General features: G+C 57.5%; 17 protein-coding genes. 14 read left to right on the top strand and 3 right to left on the bottom strand.

Annotated features, from left to right (window positions below):
• The first annotated feature begins 128 nt into the window (after positions 1 to 128).
• Positions 129 to 1,025 (top strand): transcriptional regulator GcvA, encoded by an 897-nt coding sequence (gene gcvA / locus QRN55_RS00960; protein WP_233124005.1) that lies wholly within the window; start codon positions 129 to 131, stop codon positions 1,023 to 1,025.
• Between the two features lie 77 nt (positions 1,026 to 1,102).
• Here gcvA and QRN55_RS00955 read toward each other — a convergent pair whose 3' ends face one another.
• Positions 1,103 to 2,326 carry an ABC transporter substrate-binding protein gene (locus QRN55_RS00955; RefSeq protein ID WP_284774061.1) on the bottom strand — a complete coding sequence of 408 codons (1,224 nt, stop codon included), beginning with the start codon at positions 2,324 to 2,326 and terminating at the stop codon, positions 1,103 to 1,105.
• Positions 2,327 to 2,614: 288 nt separating this feature from the next.
• Between QRN55_RS00955 and QRN55_RS00950 the strand changes: the two genes are divergently transcribed.
• The 7 genes from QRN55_RS00950 (at position 2,615) to QRN55_RS00920 (ending at position 9,056) form a co-directional block, all read left to right on the top strand.
• Positions 2,615 to 3,376, top strand: a complete 762-nt coding sequence (locus QRN55_RS00950; RefSeq protein WP_284774059.1) for an ABC transporter ATP-binding protein — start codon at positions 2,615 to 2,617, stop codon at positions 3,374 to 3,376.
• On the top strand, positions 3,369 to 4,079 hold the full coding sequence (locus tag QRN55_RS00945; RefSeq protein ID WP_284774057.1) for an ABC transporter ATP-binding protein: 711 nt from the start codon (positions 3,369 to 3,371) through the stop codon (positions 4,077 to 4,079). Before QRN55_RS00950 ends, QRN55_RS00945 begins: the two co-directional genes overlap by 8 nt.
• A 2-nt stretch (positions 4,080 to 4,081) precedes the next feature.
• Positions 4,082 to 4,972 carry a branched-chain amino acid ABC transporter permease gene (locus QRN55_RS00940; protein ID WP_233137043.1) on the top strand — a complete coding sequence of 297 codons (891 nt, stop codon included), beginning with the start codon at positions 4,082 to 4,084 and terminating at the stop codon, positions 4,970 to 4,972.
• Positions 4,969 to 5,952, top strand: coding sequence for a branched-chain amino acid ABC transporter permease (locus QRN55_RS00935; protein WP_502871265.1), 984 nt, complete (start codon positions 4,969 to 4,971; stop codon positions 5,950 to 5,952). The genes QRN55_RS00940 and QRN55_RS00935 overlap by 4 nt, the downstream gene beginning before the upstream one ends.
• 18 nt (positions 5,953 to 5,970) lie before the next feature.
• Complete coding sequence (locus QRN55_RS00930; RefSeq protein WP_233124014.1) at positions 5,971 to 7,041, top strand: alcohol dehydrogenase; 1,071 nt, start codon at positions 5,971 to 5,973, stop codon at positions 7,039 to 7,041.
• A gap of 26 nt (positions 7,042 to 7,067) precedes the next feature.
• Entirely contained in the window at positions 7,068 to 8,297 is a 1,230-nt protein-coding gene (locus tag QRN55_RS00925) for an ABC transporter substrate-binding protein (protein WP_284774053.1), read from the top strand.
• Positions 8,298 to 8,492: 195 nt separating this feature from the next.
• Entirely contained in the window at positions 8,493 to 9,056 is a 564-nt protein-coding gene (locus QRN55_RS00920; protein WP_284774051.1) for a metal-independent carbonic anhydrase family protein, read from the top strand.
• A gap of 23 nt (positions 9,057 to 9,079) precedes the next feature.
• Here QRN55_RS00920 and QRN55_RS00915 read toward each other — a convergent pair whose 3' ends face one another.
• Positions 9,080 to 9,790 (bottom strand): response regulator transcription factor, encoded by a 711-nt coding sequence (locus QRN55_RS00915; RefSeq protein WP_284774049.1) that lies wholly within the window; start codon positions 9,788 to 9,790, stop codon positions 9,080 to 9,082.
• The gene (locus QRN55_RS00910) at positions 9,787 to 11,415 is read right to left on the bottom strand and encodes a sensor histidine kinase (RefSeq protein ID WP_284774725.1); all 1,629 of its coding nucleotides are present in this window, start codon (positions 11,413 to 11,415) and stop codon (positions 9,787 to 9,789) included. The genes QRN55_RS00915 and QRN55_RS00910 overlap by 4 nt, the downstream gene beginning before the upstream one ends.
• Positions 11,416 to 11,644: 229 nt before the next feature.
• Between QRN55_RS00910 and QRN55_RS00905 the strand changes: the two genes are divergently transcribed.
• The 6 genes from QRN55_RS00905 to QRN55_RS00880 all read left to right on the top strand — a co-directional run bounded on the left by QRN55_RS00905 (position 11,645) and on the right by QRN55_RS00880 (position 19,234).
• Entirely contained in the window at positions 11,645 to 11,821 is a 177-nt protein-coding gene (locus QRN55_RS00905; RefSeq protein ID WP_284774048.1) for a hypothetical protein, read from the top strand.
• 35 nt (positions 11,822 to 11,856) lie between these two features.
• Entirely contained in the window at positions 11,857 to 12,897 is a 1,041-nt protein-coding gene (gene rsgA / locus QRN55_RS00900; RefSeq protein ID WP_284774046.1) for a ribosome small subunit-dependent GTPase A, read from the top strand.
• Positions 12,898 to 13,163: 266 nt separating this feature from the next.
• Positions 13,164 to 14,945, top strand: coding sequence for an IucA/IucC family protein (locus QRN55_RS00895; RefSeq protein ID WP_284774044.1), 1,782 nt, complete (start codon positions 13,164 to 13,166; stop codon positions 14,943 to 14,945).
• Entirely contained in the window at positions 14,929 to 16,656 is a 1,728-nt protein-coding gene (locus QRN55_RS00890; protein ID WP_284774042.1) for an IucA/IucC family protein, read from the top strand. The genes QRN55_RS00895 and QRN55_RS00890 overlap by 17 nt, the downstream gene beginning before the upstream one ends.
• Positions 16,653 to 17,927: an AMP-binding protein gene (locus QRN55_RS00885; RefSeq protein WP_284774040.1), complete on the top strand. Its 1,275-nt coding sequence runs from the start codon at positions 16,653 to 16,655 to the stop codon at positions 17,925 to 17,927. The genes QRN55_RS00890 and QRN55_RS00885 overlap by 4 nt, the downstream gene beginning before the upstream one ends.
• Positions 17,924 to 19,234 carry a DUF6005 family protein gene (locus QRN55_RS00880; protein ID WP_284774037.1) on the top strand — a complete coding sequence of 437 codons (1,311 nt, stop codon included), beginning with the start codon at positions 17,924 to 17,926 and terminating at the stop codon, positions 19,232 to 19,234. Before QRN55_RS00885 ends, QRN55_RS00880 begins: the two co-directional genes overlap by 4 nt.
• The last annotated feature ends 78 nt before the right edge of the window (positions 19,235 to 19,312 follow it).

Genomic DNA, 19,312 nt, shown 5'->3' with positions numbered 1-19,312 from the left:
CGCCATGAGTTTTCCGCTCAACAGAACCGCATGCCGGTGCTTAACAACGGATCGATTGCTCGATATGACTCCTCGCAACGCTTGTATGGCTGCCTTGTGGCGCAGGTGTTTTTGCATGGAGGAAGCAAATGGCAGTGACCGGGATGCCCCCGTTGAACCCGCTTTACGTTTTCGAGGTTGCGGCCCGGCATGGCGGCTTTGGCAAGGCGGCGCAGGAACTCAATGTCACCCAATCCGCCGTCAGCCGCCAGATTTCGGTGCTGGAAAGCTATCTGGGTGTGCGGCTGTTTCACCGCGAACGCACCGGTTCGAAACTCACCGAAGCGGGAGAAGAATTTGCAGCCGAGATCGCTGAGCCCTTCGCAAAACTCGCCGCGGCCTCGCATCGCCTCGTGGAGCGCAAGCCGAATTCACCGCTGAAATTGCGCGCATACGCGACATTCGCCAGCCGCTGGCTCATTCCGCGCCTGTCGAATTTCCACAAACGCTATCCGAAAATACAGATCACCGTCAGCAATACGGTCAAGCCCGTCGATTTTTCACGCGAGACGGTGGAAATCGCCATTCAGGTGGGCAACGGCAACTGGCCGGGCATGAACGCCATTCACCTGTTTGACGATGTGATTCAGCCCGTAGCAAGTCCTGCGCTTTTGAAGCGCACACCGTTGAATACCCCTGCCGATTTGCTGAAACATGCGCGGCTTCATTCCTATTACCGCAGACGTGACTGGGCGGACTGGTTTGCCGCTGCCGGTGTCGATTTGCCGGATGATCGAGGTACGGTTTTCGAATCCTCGAACCTGACCTATCAGGCGGCCATCGAGGGTCTGGGTGTGGCGATTGGGCAGAAGGCGCTTCTTGGCGAGGAGCTGGCATCCGGCAAACTGGTGGCGCTGTTCGACAGCGTCAAGCGACCGCTGGCCTATTATCTGGTGTGGCCCATGGATCGCCCTGAATCCAGAAAGCTGCAATCCTTCCGCGACTGGCTTCTGGAAGAAACGAAAAACGACCCGGCACTTCGTTAGCGTTTGTCAGGGAAAAGTGGAAACCGGTTTTCCCGAAAAGACAAACGACAACAAAGAAGCGCCGGGTCATCAATGCATTATTTAGCGGGAATAGAGCACCCACCATCGGCCTGCGAACGGAAGGCTTTGTCAGCCGGAACCGTTTCCAGAAGCTTGTAGAAATCCCAGTCGTATTTCGACTCTTCCGGCGTTTTCACCTGAAAGAGATACATGTCGCGCATCACGCGTCCATCGGTGCGTATGCTGGCATTCTTCGTGTAGAAGTCGTTGATCGGAATGTCCCGCATCTTGGCGACGGTGGATTTCGCCTCGTCGCTGCCATTGGCATCGATCGATTTCAGATAATGCGTGACGGCACCATAGACTGCGGCCTGCAAGCTGCCGGGCGCCTTGCCGCCGGAGCGTTCCATGAAACGCTTGCTCCATTTGCGCGTGTCGTCGTTCATGTCCCAATAGAAACTGTCGGCAAGGATCAGGTCCTTTGCGCTGGCCAGTCCAAGCGATTTGATATCGGGAAGGTTGACGAGAAGCGCCGCCAGACTTTGACCGGCTTGGGTAATGCCGAATTCCTGCGCCTGCTTGACGGTGTTGACCATGTCGGCACCGGCATTGGCGATGCCGATGACCTGCGCGCCAGACACCTGCGCCTGAAGCAGGTAGGACGACATATCCGTGCTGTTCAATGGCGCGCGCACGGCACCCAGGACCTCACCGCCATTGGCCTTGATGACCTGCGTTGCAGCACCTTCGAGCGTATGGCCGAAGCTGTAGTCCGCCGTCAGAAAGTACCAGCTTTTCAGGCCGCGCCGCACCGTGGCACCGGCCACGACATTGGCATAGGCGTAATTGTCATAGGCCCAGTGGACGCCAACAGGCGAACAGGCTTTTCCGGTCAAATCCGGTGTGCCCGGACCCGTCGCCAGAAAGACCTTGTTCTTCGCCTTGGAAATTTCCTGCACTGACAAGGCGACGGCTGAAGAAACGACTTCGGTGATGGCATCGACCTTTTCGGTGTCATACCATTTGTTGGCAACGGCGCTGCCGACATCGGCCTTGTTCTGGTGATCGGCTTGAACGATTTCGATCGGCACGCCCTGAACCTTGCCGCCAAAATCCTCGGCTGCCATTTTCGCCGCCAGCACGGCGCCAGCGCCGACATTATCAGCATAGGGACCAGACATATCGGTGAGAACACCGATCTTCACCACGCCGTCTGAAATTTCGGCGGCAGAGGCTGATGGTGCGGCAAGCAGCGCGCCCAGCACGCTTGCAGCCGCGCAGGCTATATTTTTATTTTTCATGGATACCTCCCCAGTAAGACGACCAATCTCTATAAAGTGCGTCTGATGTAGCTTGCCCTCTTCGCGCGAGCGCACAACAGACAAAAACTCATGGGCTGCTGCTCAATTCGAATGTCGGTTGCTCCTCGACAAGGGCAAGTGCGGCGTCACACCAAAACGGAATGACCCCGTGCGTTATAGGCTCTTGCGGAAAGTACGTCCCCGCTGACAATGCGTGGTGCATGGATCACATATCCTGCCACTGATACGGAAATGCCTTCTTGTGCGGAAGGGATCGGGAGGAAGCACATGACCAACGAGGACGTCATTCTGGCGGCCAAAGACCTTTGCATCCAATTCAACGGCTTCAAGGCTGTGAACGGTGCATCCTTCAATGTGAGGCGTGGGCATATCCACGCGCTCATCGGCCCGAACGGTGCAGGAAAGACAACCTGCTTCAACCTGTTGACCCGTTTTCTGACGCCGACATCCGGCTCCATTCATTTCAACGGCCAGAACATCACACGCCTTGCGCCGGACGAGATTGCCCGTCGCGGCATGGTCCGCTCGTTCCAGATTTCGGCGGTTTTTGGCGACATGACCGTGCTGGAAAACGTTCGGGTTGCGCTGCAAAGGCGCAAACATGGCGCTTCCTTCGATTTCTGGCGCAGCGAACGCTCCCTGGCGTCTCTGGATGAAGAGGCCGAAAGCCTGGTGGAGTCGGTCGGCCTGAGCCCCTACATCAATTCACGCGCCGCCGAGCTGTCCTATGGCCGCAAACGCGCGCTGGAAGTGGCCACGACGCTGGCGCTCGATCCCGAAATGCTGCTGCTCGATGAACCCATGGCCGGCATGGGCCACGAAGATGTCGAGCGCACCGCTGCCCTCATCCGCGAGATCGCCAAGACACGCACAGTCCTGATGGTCGAGCATAACCTCAAGGTGGTGGCGGAGCTGTCCAACCGGATCACGGTGCTGGCCAGAGGCCAGGTGCTGGCAGAGGGCGATTACGCCACCGTATCAGCCGATCCGAAAGTCATCGAAGCCTATATTGGAGCCTCCCATGACTGACGCAATGCGAAGCACCGCCGCCATCTCGGTCGAAGGGCTTCAGGCCTGGTATGGCGAGAGCCATATTCTCCATGGCATCGATATGCATGTGAACAAGGGCGAAGTCGTCACACTGCTGGGCCGCAACGGCGCTGGAAAGACCACGACGCTGCGATCGATCATGGGTCTTTTGGGCAAGCGCACAGGTTCAGTCACTATTCAGGGCCAGCAGACCATCGGCCTGCCAGCGCGTCGCATCGCCCGTCTCGGCATCGGTTACGTCCCCGAAGAGCGCGGCATTTTCTCCGAGTTATCCGTCGAGGAAAACCTGCTGCTACCGCCGAAACTCAAAGATGGCGGTTTCTCGCTGGAGCAAATCTTCACGCTGTTTCCGAACCTGAAATCCCGGCTGCAAAGTCAGGGCACGAAGCTTTCCGGTGGTGAGCAGCAAATGCTGGCCATGGCGCGCGTGCTGCGGACCGGCGCCGATTTTCTGCTGCTGGACGAGCCCACGGAAGGGCTTGCCCCCGTCATCGTTCAGCAAATCGAAGCGGTGCTACGCATGCTCAGGGAAAGCGGCTTCACCATCATCCTTGTCGAGCAGAACCTGCGCTTTGCCGCCTCGCTGGCTGACCGCCATTACGTTGTCGAACAGGGCAAGATCGTGGCCGAAGCGGATGGCAGCGAAAACATCGACACTCTTCAACAGTATCTCGGGGTTTGACCATGGCGACAATCTTCGGCGTGCCTCTCGTCGCACTCATGGGGCAACTTCTTCTGGGCCTGATCAACGGCGCATTCTACGCGATCTTGAGTCTTGGCCTTGCGATCATCTTCGGCCTTTTGCGCATCGTGAACTTCGCGCATGGCGCGCTCTACATGATGGGCGCTTTCGTGGCATGGATGCTGTCTAACTATCTCGGCCTCGGCTACTGGTGGGCGCTCATTCTGGCACCCGTTGCCGTCGGTCTGTTCGGAATCGTTTTGGAGCGGCTGCTTCTGTCGCGGATTTCCTCGCTCGACCACGTCTATGGCCTGCTTTTGACCTTCGGCGTTGCCCTCATCGTGCAGGGCCTGTTCATGAACGGCTATGGCTCATCCGGCATGAGCTATGCCACACCTGCGGCGCTGACCGGCGGCTTCAATCTCGGTTTCATGTTCCTGCCGATCTATCGCGCATGGGTCATCGTCGCGTCTATCGTTGTCTGCCTTGCGGCGTGGTTCGTCATCGAGAAGACCAAACTCGGCTCTTATCTGCGGGCCGCTACTGAAAATCCCGGCCTCGTCGGCGCTTTCGGCGTCAATGTCCCCTTGATGATCACGATCACCTATGGCGTTGGCGTCGGTCTGGCAGCCTTTGCCGGTGTGCTGGCAGCGCCGATCTATTCGGTCAGCCCCACCATGGGCGTTGATCTGATCATCGTCGTCTTTGCCGTGGTGGTCATCGGCGGCATGGGGTCGATCCTTGGTGCCGTCATCACCGGCTTCGGCCTTGGCCTCATCGAAGGTCTGACGAAGGTCTTCTACCCGGAGGCATCTTCGACGGTCATCTTCATCATCATGGCCATCGTCCTTCTCATCAAACCCAATGGCCTGTTCGGAAAGGGTATCTCATGAGTGGCACCGCTCCCATGTCTGTAGCGATGGGCACGCGACCTGTCGCCCGTCATTCGACGAAATCCTATATCGCGGCCTTTGCCGTCATTGCGGTCCTGCTGGCAATCGCGCCCTTCGTCGCGTACCCCGTCTTCGTCATGAAGGTTCTGTGCTTTGCGCTGTTTGCACTGGCCTTCAACCTGCTCTTCGGTTTTGGCGGAATGCTGTCCTTCGGCCACGCGGCCTATTTCGGCATGGCCAGTTATGTGTCTGCCTATACGGCGAAATACTGGGGCCTGACGCCCGAGCTTTCCGTTCTCTCCGGTATAGCAGTCGCCGCCATTCTGGGCCTGATCATCGGTGGATTGGCCATACGCAGCAAGGGCATCTATTTCTCGATGGTCACGCTGGCCTTTGCACAGATGATCTATTTCTTCTCGCTTCAGGCACCCTCTTTCACGGGTGGGGAAGACGGCATTCAGACGGTGCCGCGTCGCGCCTTGTTCGGCCTGATCGACATTTCCAGCGACAGGTCCATCTATGTCCTGGTCTGCGCAATATTTCTTCTGGGCCTCTTCATCATCTATCGCACCATCCATTCCCCCTTCGGGCAGGTGCTGAAGTGCATTCGCGAGAACGAGAACCGTGCGCTGTCTCTCGGCTACAACGTGCCTCGCTACAAGCTTCTCGTTTTCGTCCTGTCGGCCTCTCTGGCAGGCATGGCAGGTGCGACCAAGGCACTCGTGTTCCAGCTTGCATCTCTGACCGACGTTCACTGGGCTATGTCCGGCGAGGTCGTGTTGATGGCTATCCTGGGCGGCATCGGAACCATCTTCGGACCTATCCTCGGCGCCTCCGTGATCGTCGGCATGCAGAACTACCTCGCATCCATGGGAGCATGGGTCATGGTCATTCAGGGCTGCGTGTTCGTGGTCTGCGTGCTTGTCTTCCGCGAAGGCATACTCGGGCTCGTCGCCCGTCTTGCGAAAATCAAGCTTTAGCCGAGGGGGCGATCTCAGATGGACAATTACACACTGACCGAATTCGGACAGCCTCTGGTCATGCGCTGCGAGCCGGAACTGGCGCCGCGCGGCACTGAAGTCCTCATCGAAGTGTCCTGCTGCGGGGTCTGCCAGACAGACCTCAGCATCAAGAAGGGCTATTATGACCTCGGCGGCGGCAAGAAAATGGTCATGCGCGACCGTGGCATGGTCCCGCCCATCGTTCTGGGTCACGAAATTTCCGGGCGGCTCGTGGCGCTTGGACCAGACGCGGCCATTTCCGAAGACCAGATCGGTCGCACCTTCGTCGTCTATCCCTGGATCGGCTGCGGCCAATGCGTGATGTGCAAGGAAGGCGACGAAAACCTATGCCTCGCGCCACAATTTCTCGGCCTGCAAAGGCCCGGCGGGCATGCCGAACGCATCATCGTTCCCCATGCCAGATATCTTGTCGATATCGGCAATGTCGACCCGGCCCTTGCAGCCACCTACGCCTGTTCGGGCCTGACCAGCTACGGTGCCCTCAGCAAGCTGGCCCCACAGGCGCATAAGGCACCGCTTCTGCTCATCGGCGGCGGCGGGCTTGGTCAAAGCGCGCTCAATATCGCAAAGGCCCTCGGCTACAAAAGCGTGGTTGTCGGCGATGTCGATCGCATCAAGCGCGAAATAGCCGTGGCGGCAGGTGCGACGAAGGCCATCGACCCGTCATCCTGTGATGACGAGGACTTTGCCGGGCAATTCGCAAGCGTCATCGATTTCGTCGGCAATACGGCGACCTATGAGTTCGGCTTGAAGGCACTCCGGCGCGGCGGTCGCTATGTCATCGTCGGACTTTCCGGCGGAGAAGTCACCCAGGCATTGCCGCCGATCTCGCTGCGCCCGATCTCGATCATCGGATCGCTGACCGGCAGTCTGGACGATCTTCGCGCGTTGCTGAACCTGGCGAAGACCGGAAAACTAAAACCCATGGACATCGAACGCCAGCCGCGCAGCGCAACCAATGACGCGCTTGACCGGGTTCGCGATGGAAAGGTCCGTGGTCGTCTCGTGCTCGTTTCACAAAAGAGCGACGCCTACGACCGGGAATAAAAGCTTCAACGGAGGAGGAGGACAACATGATCAAGAGAAGACAATTGCTGGGCGGGGTAGCAGCCGCGTCCGTATTAAGCATGACCGGCATCGGTCGCGCCCAGGATAATAAGACGATCCGAATAGGCGTGCTGCTCGATCTTTCCGGGCCATACCGCGATACCGGCGGTGAAACGGCTGTTGCCTGCGCACGGCAGGCGGTGAAGGATTCCGGCATTCTGGAGCGCGGTTTCAACGTCGAGGTGCTGGTCGCCGACCACCAGCAGAAGACGGATGTGGGCGTAGGCATCGTCCGCAAGTGGATCGATCAGGACGGCGTCGATGCCGTGACAGAAATCAACAACAGCGCCATCGCCCTGGGTGCTGTCGATGTCATCAAGGCCAAGGACAAGGTGTTTCTGGCCAGCGGCCCGGCCAGTGCCGACTTTACCGGGAAGGCATGCAGCCCGAACACCGTACATTGGGCGCTAGACACCTATTGCCGCGCAAAATCTACCGGCGGCGCCATTCTCAAGAACGGCGGCGACAGCTGGTATTTCGTGACGGCGAACTATGCCTTCGGTCAGTCGCTTCAGGCCATGGCAACCGACGTGATCACGCATGGCGGCGGCAAGGTTCTCGGCTCATCGGTCTATCCGTTCCCGGGCACTACGGACTTCTCGTCCTTCCTGCTAACGGCAACATCCACCAACCCGAAAGTCATCGCCTTTGCCAATACGGCGGGCGATCTCATCAACAGTGTCAAATCCGTCAAGGAATTCGGCCTCGACCAGAGCATCACCATCGCGGCGCTCGCCGGCTTCATCACCGAAGTCCATGCGCTGGGGCTGGAGGCCGCACAAGGCCTGATGCTGACGGAAACATTCTACTGGGACCGCGATGACCGCACCCGCGCCTTCACGGACCGGATCAATAAAGAAACACCGAAAAACTATCCCAACAGCGAACACGCCGCGACCTATGCCAGCGTCTTCCACTATCTGAAGACAGTTGCCGAAATGGGTGCTGTGGAAGCCAAGGCATCGGGACGCAATACGGTTCGCGCCATGAAGAAAATGCCAACCGACGACGATTGCTTCGGCAAGGGCAGAATTCGCGAAGACGGTCGCGCACTTATCCCGACTTACCTCCTTCAGGCGAAGGCTCCGGGCGAGAGCAAAGGCGAATGGGACCTCTTCAAGATCATCGCCGAAACACCTGCGGAAGAGGCGTTTCGACCGTTGGATCAGAACGTGTGCTCGACGTCCGACATGTGAAACAAGAGACCGCTCAGCGTATCGCTGGGCGGTCGACCCGCACTTCACGTGCCAACCTCAGTTTCCATATGGACATCGCCCCTGAAACTGTAATCGTCCGTCCATCATCTGTTCATGAAGCCGCCACGCCTGCTTCAGACGGGACATCCATATTCCTGTTGTCGCTCAAAACGAGCAATCAAACAGGAGACACACATGCGCTGGATAGCCAAGGCGACTGCCGTAACAGGAACCGTTCTGCTTATGACCGCCGGTGGCGTGAATGCCGTCGAAATTCACAATGGGTCCATCAGCGAGGCTGAAGTCCTCAAAACACAAAAGGCCTGGGGCGAAGCCCTCGTCGCAATTTCGCGTGAGTATGAAGACAAGGGCGTAAAGCCAGCCCGTGACATGGCAGCGAAGGTGATCGATGCGGCCTATGGCTACCAGCTGGGCCCGGTTTTGTTCAAGCCGACGTTGACGCAGGAGCCGCAGACCTTCCGCACTGATCGTGAAGGCGCCTTGGCTTACTTCGTGGGTCAGAACCCGAAATACCCTGCCGATACCGGCTTTGCCCTGAAGGGATGGCGTGAGGTGGACGTCAAGAATGCCGCTATTCTTCTGGATGGCGAATACGCGACCACGCTCGGCAAGGTATCGTTCACCGACAAGGACGGTAAAGTAACGACAGTCGACAAGTCATGGACGTTTAAAAAGGATGATGAAGGGACGATCCGCATCGTCCAGCACCATTCCTCGCTGCCTTATGCTGTGAAATAAATCTCGTCTGCCGCAGGCGGTGACTACTGGCTCTGTTCGAGACGATAGCCAATGCCCCTGACAGTCGTGATGCAGGAGCGCCCCTCCGAAGACCTGTCGATCTTTGCGCGCAGTCTGCGCACATAGACATCGACCACATTGGTCAGTGGGTCTTCGCCTGCGCCCCAGATATTGGCCAAAATCCGCTCCCGGCTCAGAACACGGCCGGGAGCGGACATGAAGAGTTCCAAGAGCGCAAGCTCCTTGGCAGTCAACGAAATTTCATCGCCCTCAACGGTGACCCGCATGGACTCCCGGTCCAGTTCCAGTCCACCGACGCACAACGTCTTAGGCCCGAGCGGACGCAGATCGACCGGGCGGCGCATCAGCGCCTCGATGCGCGCCAGCAATTCTTCAAACGAGAATGGCTTCACCAGATAATCGTCAGCACCCATGCGCAATCCCGAGATACGATCGTTGACCGAGCCAAGGGCTGTCAGCATCAAGATCGGAGCTGATATCCCGCTGGCACGGAGCGTCTGGCAGACATCGGAACCGTTGATGATCGGCAGCATGACATCGAGCAGAATGGCACCGTTTGCACCTGAAGACCTCCACTCTTGCCACAGTTCATGGGCGCGTTCGATGCCGGTCGGACCATCACGTGCAACGGTGACGCCATAGCCTTCCGCACGCAATCCGCGTTCCAGAAAATCAGCCACTCTTGGATCATCTTCTATGATCAGTATGTTCACTCTGTCGCCTCCACGGTGGCTTCGACAACGGCACCGTTTTTGAGCAATGGCAATCGAAGCGTTGCCGTCGTTCCCTTGCCACTATCGCTGGAAAGAGTGATTGTTCCATCGTGCGCAGAGACCAGATGCCTGGCGATGGACAGCCCAAGACCGGTGCCCTCGGGACGATGAAGCCTTGCATTGTTGCCGCGGAAATTGCGTTCGAAGACGTGGTTCAGCGCATCGGGTTCGATGCCGATCCCGTTGTCATGCACGACCAGTTCCCATGTGTTTTCGACCACATGGGAGACGATTGCCACGCGACCGTTTTGAGGCGAATAACGGATGGCGTTATCGAGCAAAATCGCGATGATCTGTCGCAAGCGGAACGCATCACCAGCCACGACCGTCTCTGTATCTTCAATATCGGTCACGATTGAAACGCTTCGCTGATTGGCCAGGGCGGCAGCACTCAACAAAGCCTCTTCAAGCGGACCGGCAATATCGATCGGCTCCTTGTTGAGCGCCAAAGTCTCGTCTTCGCCGCGCGACATCATCAAGAGGTCATCGATCAGGCTTCCCATCTGGCTTGCCGCCTGGCCAATGCGCTCCAGCGATGCGCGATAATCATCATCCGCCTTCTGCCCGCGCAGCGCGATCTCCGCCTCACCACGAATCGCAGTGGTAGGCGTGCGCAATTCGTGGCTGATATCCGCCAGCAAACTGCGTCTGCGTCTCTCGGAAGCGCGCAATCGCGATAGGGCATTTTCAAGAGCAGATGTCCGCTCCTTTACCTGTTGCTCAAGGACGATCCGCTGGTTCGCTTCTTCATGTCGTCTCAGCAAAAGCTCCGACGCCATGCGATTGATGCTGGTGGCGAACCGGCCGAATTCGTCGGTGGTCGTCACAGGGATGCGATGTTCGAGTTGACCGGCTTCATAAGCCTTCGCCCCTTCCGACATTTGTTGCAGAGGGCGGCGGATGGCGTTGGCTATTGCATAGGCCAATCCCATGCCGATGACAGCGATGATGAACGTCATCCCCGCAAGGACGCGGTTGAGTTGCAGGAGCGCGGCATCTGCGTTTGCCCGTGTGATAACGAGTTGCGACCGTTCCTTGGCGATGATGTCGTTGAGGACTTCACGAAGGTCTCGCCCGGCTCCCTGATCGAAAATCGTTTCTATGGAGGCCCATGCGGTTCGCACATCATCTGCTCCGGTATGGGACCTGATCTGTTCGATGGCCGGTCTGAGCGCGATCACGCTACCTGAGATAAGCCGCAAGGCCTCGTCGCGCGCGTCATCGTCAGCATCAGGCCCGGCAGCGAGATGATCCATCTCCCGCGTTTTCTGGCTGATGCGCTGAAGCTGTTCAATTGTTGTGGCCATATGAGCACGGAGCATCTCACCGTCACCGGGCGCATGATCTGCGCCGATCAAGGCGCGCAACGACCACGCACGCAGCCGCTGCTTGGTCGCGGAAAGCTCCAGTAACCCAGACAGAAGATCACCTGCATAGCGACCGCGAATAACCTGCTGCTCCGCCACGGTTGCGATGTGACGATTGAGTAACCCTTGGGACACGATCAGGATGGCAAGGACCGCGAATGCTCCAACCAGCCGTATCGTGAAGTCGAAGCGCTTCATTGTCACCACTTGTCATCCCCGCTTCCGGTCGTCGATCTCATTCACGTTCAAAGGGCCGCAAGATCGATCCCAACAACCTATATGGCAGAATTTATGGCATTTATCGGCTGCACCCACATGCGCGTTCGTCTTTTGTGCAAACACCTGATAGAGAAATAGCCTGCTGAATGTGACGGGTCGGACATCATCTTCAGATGTTGGAAACTCAGGACCGAAACTGGAGACGATTATGGGTTGGAAAACGCCGAAATTCGAATACGTGAATGGCTACAAGATCGTCGAGATCGATGGGCCTGCCTTCACCGTTTACGATGGCGCCCGTCAGATTGGCGATGAATTCCCCTACTCCGGCGAAGCTGCTGCCTATGCAAACTCTTTGCCGAAACGCGGTTCTCATCAAAACTAGGGGGAAGGCTGCGAAATCGTGGGCAACCTCTGTCAATGAATGCGAAGTCAAACTTGACCAATTCACGTCTTCAATCAGCCTTGGAATTGCTTGGTTGGTCTGACTTTTTTTCGGATCAGATCAACGCGAACGAAGCTGACTTTCTGCCCCGGCGCATCTCCTCGGTTCATCGGGCGCGTATCGAAGCAATGGCGGATACAGGGCCCGTCAAACTGGAACTGCCAGCCAATGCCAACGTCGCTGACTTCGCGGTGGGCGATTGGGTGCTTGCGGACCCTGGCTCCGACATATTTGTCAGGCGTCTCGACAGAAAAACCGTGTTTCAGAGACGCACCGAGCTTGGTCATGGCCAGCAACTGGTTGCAGCCAACATCGATACGCTTTTTATCGTCACATCCTGCAATGCCGATTTCAACACAGACCGCTTAGAACGTTACCTGATCATGGCCAATGAGGCCGGGACGACACCCGTGATCGTGTTGACGAAGGCCGACACTGCTGATGACGTTGGCCTGTTTCAGACGCAAGCCGAGGCTTTGCAACGCGACCTGCGCGTCGTTGCCTTGAATGGACGCTCTGCGGATGCCCACACTCGCTTGAGTGAATGGTGCGGAGTTGGCCAGACGATCGCCCTCGTGGGGTCCTCCGGTGTCGGAAAGTCTACACTCGTCAACACCCTAACGGGACCGACATCCGACACACAGCAAAAAACCGGGACCATTCGCGAGCACGACGCGCAAGGCCGCCACACCACGACCGCGCGATCGCTGCATTCCATTGCGGGTGGCGGCTGGGTCATCGATACACCGGGAATAAGAACGCTCGTCGTCAGCGATGCAACAGACGGGATCGACACGGTCTTTGCCGACATAACGGAACTGGCACCACTTTGCCGCTTTCGCGATTGTACCCACGCGCATGAACCGGGCTGCGCAGTTCAGGCAGCTGTCAAAAGCGGCGCTCTGGCAGCTGACCGCGTTGAACGCTGGCGAAACCTGACGTCAGAAAACCGCGATAAGACACCTGTCTTCAGCGGTCCGCGCGGCAACAGGATCGCTAAAAAAAAGAAATATTGAGCGGTTATATGCCTTCGGACCGCTATTGTGCGCTTTGTGCGACCAGAGCCTCTGGCGACTGACGAGGCGCAGCGGCCACTCACAAAATTTCCTCACCCATGAAAAAACCCGTCGGCTCGGTCGTCTCTGCTTCGTGGCACATCCAGAAGTTCGGCGAGGAACCGCATGATGACGGCAGGACACTTTTTAGAAACAACCCGATATGTGTTCTTGTCTTCGGGAACCCGTAACCGTGCTTCATCACCCCTCATCGCGTGCAAAGTATAATGTCTGTCGCGTGGAAGGCTGCCGAGACAGCCACGTTTCAGAGTTTCGCCAATTGCTACATGCGGGAGATCGATACCGGCACAGCTGTTCGCCATAAGGTATTCGCGAGAGAAATCGACTGCATCGAATGGGTGCTGCATGGCAGCAGACTATTCATCAGAGCCGAAGTGACCTCGGCATCACTCTGCGGCCCGCACCATTTCGGCCGCATATGGCAGCGCGCATTCTCAGAAGCCGTTTGGCACCCTTGCGCGCCCATGCCTGCCTTGCAGGCACTGATGCGAGAGGCCTATCAAAGTGCGCCGGAAGGTAGCAATCGGAACGGCTGCGAGACAGAACTTCTGTTGCGCGTGATGGACAGCAACCAGCAGATCAACACCAATATCGAATATGCGCTGGCCGAACCCGACGAGCGTGATGATTTCATTGCTGCCGAACAATCACTCATATTCGGACACTGGCTGCACCCGACGCCGAAAAGTCGACAGGGCATGACCTTCTGGCAGCAGAAAACCTATGCGCCGGAATTCCATGGCCGTTTTCAGCTGCATTATTTTGCGGCACGAACGGATTTTGTGACGCATGCGTCGGCGACCGAACAGTCTGCTGACCATATCGTCGCGCAGCTCGCCGGTTCTAGCGCCCGCAACTTCGGTATTCGCGGCAATGAAACACTCCTGCCAATGCACCCCTTGCAGGCGCAGGCACTGCTACTTGATCCCGACATCAGCGCGATGATGGCAGAAGGCGCCCTTCGAAGCCTTGGTGCGGCGGGGCCACATTTCACGGCAACGTCGTCGGTGCGGACAGTCTGGAGCGAAGACGCCGACTGGATGCTGAAGTTTTCGCTGCCTGTGCGTATCACCAATTCGGTGCGCATCAACGGGCGCGACGAGCTGGATGCAGGGGTCGCCATGGCAAAGCTGGTCGACCGGTTCGATCTTGCACGAGAGATGCCATCGTTCCGCATCATCCGGGACCCCGCTTTCATAACGCTTGACATTCCCGGCCGCAAAGAAAGCGGGTTCGAGACGATTTTCCGGGAAAACCCGTTCAGGGCAAAGAGTGGGACGGGCATCGTCACACTCGCGGCGCTGACCGCGGAACCAATTCCGGGCCACCTGTCGCGGCTGGAACGGCTGGTCAGGCAAGTCCATACCGGCGAGAGCGGCAATATCGCAGCAACCGCATCCCTCTGGTTTCGCCAATATCTCGATTGCGCTGTCACGCCATTGATCGAGCTTTACGAGAGGCATGGCATCGCGCTTGAGGCGCATCAGCAAAACAGCCTTGTCGATATCGGCGCGGGCTACCCACGGCTGGGCTACTACCGCGACAATCAGGGTTTCTATCTTTCCGAAAGCCATAGGCCAGCAATCGCAAGCGCCGTGCCAGAGACGGAAACCATCAACTCCCTTTATTTCCCTGAAGCGGATATTCGTGACCGCTTTGCCTATTACCTGATCGTCAATCAGGTGTTTTCGGTCATCAGCCGCATGGCCCATGACAGCCTTGCCGATGAGACGGCCCTCCTACGCATCCTGCGCGATCATCTGGAAACGCTTGCGCTTTCCATGTGCGGACTTGGTCGCGATTTCATCCGGCATATTCTGGATGAAGCCGATATCGGTACCAAAGCGAACCTTGCGACCCGACTGGCCGATGTGGATGAGCTGAGTTCGATGGGAGACCACTCGCTCTACCGAAAAATGCCCAACCCGCTGAGCCTGGCCACGATCACAGATACCAATACAGTGAGGCCGCATGCCATTGCCTCTTGAAATTCAGTCCGAGCCGCAGGATCGTGTCATCAGACAATTGGTGGCCGCGATGCTGTTCGAAGGTCTTGTTTCCTTTCGGATTGAACCACCGGACTATTTAACGTGGACGTCTGATGGACGCTATTATCGTTGCCGTGCGACGCTTGGCACATTTGGCCGTCCGCGTATTCAACCGCATTCCATTGAGACGAAAGGTGACGATGGTAACTGGGTACCGGCGTCGCTTGCTGCGATTGTCGTGGGCATGCCCGGCAGCGATACGACCCGCGATAAGCTGTTGAGAGAGCTCCAGCATACAGTCACGCTTTGCCAGTGGAACGAGGATAATATTCCACCGCGCGAACGACGGAACATGGCATTCGCGCATCTGGATGGTGCATTGCACGAAGGCCACCCTTATCATCCATGCTTTAAGGCAAGATACGGTTTCACGACCGCAGACAACCAACTCTATGGCCCTGAAGCAGCGAAACCGTTCCAGCTTTTCTGGGCGTTGCATGCGCGCGAAACCATAAGGCAGGCGCTTGACCACGACGAGACGAGCTTCTGGAAAAGCGAACTCGGCGAAGAGGTCTGGAGCCAGATAGATGACGCGCGCGCTGCGAAAAATCTTGGCTGGGAAAAGTTCACGCTGGTGCCGATGCATCCGTGGCAATGGCAGCGTTTGAAAGACGGTGCAGGCTCCGACTTGATCGCCAGCGGCAAACTGCATGGCCTCGGACAGTTCGGCGACAATTATCTCGCCAGCCAGTCGCTGCGCAGTTTGCACAATAGCGATCGCCCTCTGGCCGCAAGCATCAAACTGCCGCTTGACGTCGTCAACACATCCTCCCGGCGTATTCTCGATCCGCATTCGGTCTGCACCGCCCCAGTGCTGTCGCGGTGGATCGCCGGGATGGTGGATGAAGACGCCGCGTTTCGCGACCATTACCCGCTGACCATTCTTCAGGAATATGCCGGTGTGCTGGCGGAGCACGAAGGCGAACTCTCCGGTCAGATCGGTACCATCTGGCGCGAAAGTGCGCTCAAAGATTTGCAGCCCGGAGAGGACGTCATTCCCTTCAACGCGCTGATGATGCTGGAGGCCGATCAAAAGCCGTTCGTTCATCCTTGGATAGAACAGTTCGGTCTCATGCCCTGGCTGAACCGCCTGCTGGAGATTTCAGTCCTGCCTGTCTGGCATCTGCTGGTGCATCACGGCCTTGCCGTCGAAGCCCATGGTCAAAACATGCTGCTCGTGCATAGAAATGGTTGGCCGGTGCGGCTGGTGCTTCGTGATTTTCACGAGAGCATCGAGTTCTGCCCACCCTTCCTGCGCGACCCCGCCAAAGCGCCAGACTTTCAGTCAGTCGATGCGCGTTATCGCCATGCCGCGCCGAACCAGTATTACTGGATGGACAACCTCGATTCCGTACGCGAACTGGTGGCAGACACGCTGTACGTCTACAATCTCGCAGAGATCGCCCATCTCCTCGATCATGCTTACCAACTGCCCGAAGCAAGCTTCTGGCAGCGCGTCGAAGTTATCATCGAAACCTATGCGGCAAGCCACGATGCCAGCCAGCGGATGGCAGCGCTTGGTTACGATGCGCCGACCATCCAGACGGAATCTCTTCTCACCCGCAAACTGCTCGCCCGCGAGCCGGAATACCATCACGACGTGCCGAACTTCTTTGCGAAGGCCACGGCCGAACGGAGAACGATGCGATGATCAGGATTGGCGAAACGCTTTACGACAAGGGTTATTTCGAAAAGCGCTCAGCAGAGTTGACCGCTTTGACGGGACTTTCGCAGTCCGCCCGTTTCGCGGTGTGCTTTGCAGATGCAGTCGACTGGCTGGCGCTTTTCTTCGCCATCCGGCAAGCCGGCGCCAGCGTGCTACCGATCCACCCCGGCACGCCCTATGCGGCGGCGCGCAAAATAGCCGTGCAGGCAGGGTGCGACCGGCTGTTCTATAACAGTTTCACGGGTGAAGCCTTGCCTACCGCGTCCGTCATCAGAGGCGAAGGCGAATTGCTACAAATGAGTTCCGGCACAACCGGCGCGCCAAAACTGATCGCCCGCACATGGCGGAATATCGAAACCGAAATCGCGAGCTACGTGCAGTCATTCACAGCCTCCGCTGATATGACGCCTATCGTCGCCTGCCCGACGACACATTCCTACGGACTGATCTGCGGCCTTCTGGTGGGGCTGCATCGTGGCGTCACGCCTGTGGTCGTGGACACCGGCAATCCGAAATATCTTTTGAAAGTCATGCGCGAGACAGAACGGCCCGTGCTCTATTCCTCACCTGCCATCCTGCACATGCTGGCCCAACTTCTGCCCGCTGGCGAAAGACTACACGCCGCCATGACCTCGGGCACGCTGTTGCCGGAACCTTGGTTCGCGCGCATCCGTGAAAAATGTGACAACCTTTTTCAGCAATATGGTTGCTCGGAAGCCGGTTGTGTCGCCATCAACCCTGATCTAACCGCCGCGCCTGATATGGGCTACATTCTCCCCCACGTTACTGCCGAGACCGGCAGTAACCTCGAAACGGCAGCCGATATTGTGATCCGCAAGGCCGACGGTCAACAAATCCACACGCGCGACCTTGGATATGTCAGAGCTGATGGCATGCTGGTCTTCGTGTCGCGCATGGATGACATGATCAATGTTGCTGGCCTCAACGTCTATCCCAAGGATGTCGAAGACGCGGTCACCGCAATGCCCGGCATTACCGACGCCGTCGCGTTTCGCAAGAGCGACCGCTTTGCAGGCGAGCGCGTGGCACTTCTTTTTAGCGCCGAAAATCCGGTGTCATCAGGCGCGCTACGGGAATGGTTGAGCAAGCAGTTGGCCACCCACCAATTGCCGTCCGAAATGATCCAGGTCAGCGACATTCCCCGCCAGGCCAACGGTAAGATCAGCCGCCGTGATGTTGCCGAACGCCATGCCGCTGGCGCCTTTCTTCCAGTCCCAACCGGAGTGGCTTCATGACCCGCGACGACATTTTTTCCGCCATTCAAACCATTCTCACTACCCATATGGACCATCCCCATATGGCTGGGTTTGCGCCGGATGCACGGTTGAACGAGGATATGTATCTCGACTCCGTCCTCATCCTCCAGATTTTTCTGAACCTCGAACTCGAATTCAATCTCGCCATGCCGGAAGACGCCATCGCCAGTCAGGATGTTGAGACGGTCGATGATCTGGTCGGCCTCTATCTGCCAAAGGCACCGGCGCTGCCCGTCCCAAGCTTTCCGATGACCGGCGGTGATACGGACGAAGGCGTGCATGGCGAGGCCTATTATGACATCAAGGTTCATTGTTTCGTTAGTTGCGTTTGCGATGGGCTGAAGAAACGCGGACTTGACCAGCGACCGTTCTATTGTGGCATCTGGGACGCGAAGTTCGCGGTCAGCGACAAGTATCAACTGCGCTACCACGCAAGCGACATCAGCCAGGAATTTTACCGTGCATGGTTCGAGCGTCTCTACGGCGTTCGAGTGCACGAATGGTACGACCCGGCGCTGAGCAAGGCGGACAATCTGGCTGTGATGACCGATCTCGTGCGTGAGCGCGGAGAGACGGAGTGCGTGATGGTGATGCTGGACATGTTCCACATGCCGGAGCGCGAGAACAAGTTCAACCAGAACCCGTTTCCCCATTACCTGATGCTGCAAGAGACGGATGATCCCGAGACATGGTTCGTGCATGATCCCGATTATCGCTGGGAAGGGGTTATGGCGCGCGATAAGGTCGTTCACGCCATCATGCAGCCGACTGTCGGTGGTGGTTACGCCTTCGATATTGCGCAAGCGCGCGCTCCCCACCCGGAAGACCTCAAGGCCTATTTCGAAAGCTGCTTCGTTTTCGAGCGAAATCCGATCGTGGACGCGATGCGTTCCATCGTTGCAGCCCATCTGGACGGCAAGCAAGGCTTGTCGCTACGCGACCTGGAACCCGCAGTGCGCGAACTACCGATTCTGACCATCCGCAAATATGCCTATGAGCACGGCTTTGCCTTTTTCTGGCGTGCCCTGAAATTGCCAGCAACGGAATTCGAGCAGTTGTGCGAGGACATTGAAGCATTGGTTCAATCGCTGAAGAACCTTCACTATGTCTGCATGAAGCTTTCACAGACGAACGACCCGGCGCAGGCGGCAGCGGTCTTTGCGCAAATGGACGAAGCAGACCGTATCGAAACCAAACTCAAGGACAGACTGGGCACCGTATTTGCGCAATGGTGCGACGAACATTGTGCATCGCCGGAGATTAATCTGCGCAGGCTGGCCGTGTAAACCGCCCCTTCTCCACAGTCGCTGCCATAAACATTCAAATATGACTTTATTGATCATGTTTTTGCTGTTAGAGAGTTG

The organism is Agrobacterium sp. lyk4-40-TYG-31 (genome assembly GCF_030209855.1).
In the GTDB taxonomy this organism is placed as follows: Bacteria; Pseudomonadota; Alphaproteobacteria; order Rhizobiales; family Rhizobiaceae; genus Agrobacterium; species Agrobacterium vaccinii.
This window is presented reverse-complemented; position numbering and strand designations above follow the sequence as displayed.